Genomic DNA, 4066 nt, shown 5'->3' on the forward strand with positions numbered 1-4066 from the left:
TATTGTAAATTTCTAAATCATACTCACGACCATAACTCTCTTCATCCCACTTCATTGCCTCTTTAAGGGAACGCATTGCATGAAAACATTTTGATTCATTACCTAAATCACAATAGATATTGAGTGCGATCTCTCTACCACTCATCGTAGTAAACGAATCGTCAATACTTCCTAAATTCCCTGCAACAAGAGCAAAAAGGTAAGATGGCTTTGAAAAGGGATCGTGCCAAGTTACACCATGTCTGCCATCAAAACTATCATGACACTCTTCTTTATTACCATTACTTAAAAGCACAGGATACTTCTCTTTGTCTGCAATAACAGTAGTCGTAAAAACACTCATAACATCAGGACGGTCAAGATAAGGCGTGATGCTTCTAAAACCTTCAGGTTCATTTTGTGTACAAAAAATATCTCCAGATTTGTAAAGTCCCTCTAGTTCAGTATTGTTTTGTGGGTAAATTCTATTTTCTATTTTTATCTCAAAACTCTCTGAAACATTTAAAATAGTAAGCGAATTATCATCAATTACATATCTATTTTCTGTAAGTTTCATTCCATTCAAATATAAGCCTAAAAGTTCAAGGTTTACACTATCAAGCTTCAGTTCACTAACACTTGCATCAAGTTTAGAAATTTGCATTACATTTGTAACAAGCGTCTGCTCTTCAAAGAGCTCAAATGTAAGATGGACACTCTCTATTTTAAACGCAGGTTTTTTATAATCTTTTAAAAACTTCTCTATTGCTTGTTTATTCATCTATTTTTTCCTTATATTTTTTTAAAAATTTCTCGGCATCCACCCAATTCAATGCTTCTGCATACAAAAAGCCTTGTATAATATGGCAGCCGTTTTGTACCAAAAAGAGTTCTTGTTCTTTTGTCTCAACACCCTCAGCTATTAAACTAAAACCAAGATTTTCACCCAGTGCAATAACAGCTTTGACAATAGCACAATCCTCATCATCCTGTGGTATATCACGGACAAATGACTGGTCAATTTTTAGTTTATCAATAGGAAAGCGTTTGAGGTAAGCAAGAGATGAGTACCCCGTTCCAAAATCATCTACCGATATTCTAATCCCAAGAGCATGAATCTCTTGCAACTTACTTATTGCCTCTTGTGGATTACGCATAATGTCATTTTCTGTAATTTCAACTTCCAAGTATTGCGCTTTTAACTCATTCATCGCTAATTGCTGCGTTAAAAATTCTAAATATCCCTTGTTAGAAAGCTCTTGAGCTGCAAGATTTATGGAGATTCTCCCCTCACACAGTCCCTCTTTTTGCCAAATAGCAAATTGCTTTGTAGCCTCTTTTATCATTTTTTTATCTATTTCAACTATAAGACCAGTCTCTTGGGCAAGCTCCATAAAAACATCAGGTAAAATCACGCCCTCTTTTGGATCATTCCATCTCAATAAAGCTTCAAAGCCCATTACCTTATTGGCAACAACATCAACCTGAGGTTGATAATATACCTCAAATTCATCATTCTCTATTGCCTGACGTAATCTCGTTTGCATTAAAATTTTAGAATAGGCTTCTTTACTCATTTGAGGAGAATAAAACTGAAAATTATTACGCCCCTCTTCTTTTGCTTTATACATAGCCGCATCTGCATTTTTCAACAAATCTATCGAGTTAAGAGCATCTTGTGGAGCCAGAGTTATACCTACGCTTAATGATATATAGATAGTATGCTCTTGAATAATAATCGGTTCTTTAGATATTGCCAACATCTTTTGAGCAATAAAAATAGATTCGGGAATATGTTTTATACGCTCAACAAGCAAGGTAAATTCATCGCCGCCTAAACGCGCTAAAGTATCCTCTTTTCTTACATTTTTAAGCAATCTACTTGCAACAACTTTAAGCACCTCATCACCCGCTTGATGTCCCAAAGAGTCATTTATCTCTTTAAATCTATCTAAATCAATAAAATAAAGAGCTACCAAATGCCCACTGCGTTTAGACTTTTCAATTGCAATATGGAGTCTGTCTTGAAACAAAGCTCTGTTTGGAAGATTTGTCAAAGCATCATAATATGCCTGATGTTTTAGCTCTTTTGTTCTTTGTTCTACCTTTTGTTCCAGCTCTGCGTTTAATCTTTGCAAAGCAACTGTTTTTTCATCAACTTTCTGTTCAAGGACACTGTTTGCGCGTCTAAGAATAACAGATCGATAAAATAGAGCAAATAGTACCAGAATTAAAACTCCTACTATGTCATAAAAAAGTCTATAATCCTCACGCGCTTCAAGAACAAGAGAAGACCATTGATTTTCAATCTGGTTCAACTTTACAGGATTAGCACCATTAATTGCAGACTGCAATATATTACGAAGCATTTTTTCATTTTTTTGTGTGGCAATAGCCAAGTTATACCCTATAGGCAACTTTGCATCTATTTTAATATTTTCAAGATTATGTTCTTGAATATAGTATGAAATTACTTTTGCAGTATTGATAAAACCAAAAACTTTCCCCTCATTTACCAGCCTAAGTCCATCCCCAACCGTTGCAACTTTGACTATATTCATATTTCCATAAAGATTCTTTAAATCATCAAGAACTGCAGAGTGACGGATGACAGCGTATTTTTTCTTTAACTTATCTCTAAAATCCTCTACAAAGCTTTTATCAGTTGTAGTAGCTATAACATAGGGAGCATAATAATAAGGAGCAGTAAAGGAGAGAAACTTTTTTCTCTCTCTAGTAATCCCTGCCATTGGTAACAAATCACATTTCTTTGCTCTAATAGCAGCTATACTTTGAGACCAATTCTCTGTTTTGTAGAGCTGCGTTTGAATAGGAATGTTTTTCATAAACAGTTTGAAATAATCAGAACCCATTCCCCTATACTTACCATTTTTATCTATCCACTCATAAGGTTTCCACTTTGGATCAACACAAATGGTAATTTTTTTCTTTTTTAGTAAATATTTTTGTTGTGCATGTGTTAAAAAAGAGCTTTTCAATGAGCGTTGATAAATGTAATTTTTCAAATCATTTTTATTAACAGGCAAGCCTTTTCTATTGAGGTACTCCTGATAAATAAAAGTCAAATTTTCACCATTAATTTCTCCAATACCATAAAGATTTTGCAGCATTAATGACTTTGTAGTTTTTCCCTCATATATCAAAGCATCAAGTGATTTTCGTTTTGAGTATTTTGTATAAATGACTTTAGCACTCTTTTGAATATGTGCAAGTGCATACTCCCACCCTTTTTTTGTAGCATCTAAAAAAGCATTAACCTCTTTTTTATGTTCACTCACATATCCGTCAAAAGAAAAAAGATTATTTGCAGTTGTCACAAAACCATACTCTATGGGATCTATGGTATTAAAAGCTACTCCCCTTTTTTTGAGCGCATAAATTTGATCAGTTTTAAATACAGACATAGCATCTACATGCTTTTGTATGAAATCTTGAAGATTAAAAGTAGGATTCACAAATTTAGCAGTCGTAGGATTAATATCGTAGTAGCGTAAAAGCGCATCAAGGGAGGTTTCATAAATTTCATTACCACCCATCATAATGGTTTTAGCCCGCAATTGTGAAATATCTTTAATAGAAGGCTGTGTCACTAAAACAAGTGGGGAATGCTGGAAGTAAGTTGCAAGCAGTTTTACATCCATTAGTTTGTTGTTTTTATCAAAAAGCAACGCACCGTTTTGTAAAAAGTATTGAACTTTATGCTCTTTAATCTGTTGACGAATATCACCACCATTATATTCAAGCAGCTTTACATCTAAACCAGCATCTTTATAGTAGCCCAACTCTTTTGCCATAATAAAACCGGCAAATTGAAACGAATACTTCCATTGCAGCTGCAGTGTTACTTTTTTTAAAGGTGTCGCATCTTCTGTAGTTTGCGCAAAAAGCCCACTATAAAAAGTAAAGAGTAAAAAAATTACCAGCAAACTACGCTTCATAACTTAAACCTTTAGTCTCTTTTTGTCGTTTTTCTCTTCTTTTTCATCACTTTAAGAGATTTAGCAGTCACTCTTTTTGCTTCTGCTTTTTTTTGAAACTTTTTTGCCTCTTTTTTATGTTCTGATTT

1 protein-coding gene and 1 pseudogene are annotated in these 4066 nt (G+C 33.9%); both read right to left on the reverse strand.

Features of this window, described 5'->3' with window-relative positions; genetic code table 11:
- Window positions 1–760: pseudogene (locus MVY38_RS04225) on the reverse strand (aminopeptidase N); the annotation flags it as partial.
- On the reverse strand, window positions 753–3938 hold the full coding sequence (locus MVY38_RS04230) for an EAL domain-containing protein (protein WP_297483885.1): 3186 nt from the start codon (window positions 3936–3938) through the stop codon (window positions 753–755). The gene MVY38_RS04230 and the pseudogene MVY38_RS04225, both read right to left, overlap by 8 nt.
- Window positions 3939–4066 lie beyond the last annotated feature (128 nt).

The sequence above is a fragment of the Sulfurimonas sp. genome (assembly GCF_027056685.1).
In the GTDB taxonomy this organism is placed as follows: domain Bacteria; phylum Campylobacterota; class Campylobacteria; order Campylobacterales; family Sulfurimonadaceae; genus Sulfurimonas.

What these genes read in the sequence shown, in the direction of transcription:
- MVY38_RS04230 (WP_297483885.1), bottom strand. Translation starts at nt 3,938, where the DNA reads ATGAAGCGTAGTTTGCTGGTAATTTTTTTACTCTTTACTTTTTATAGT.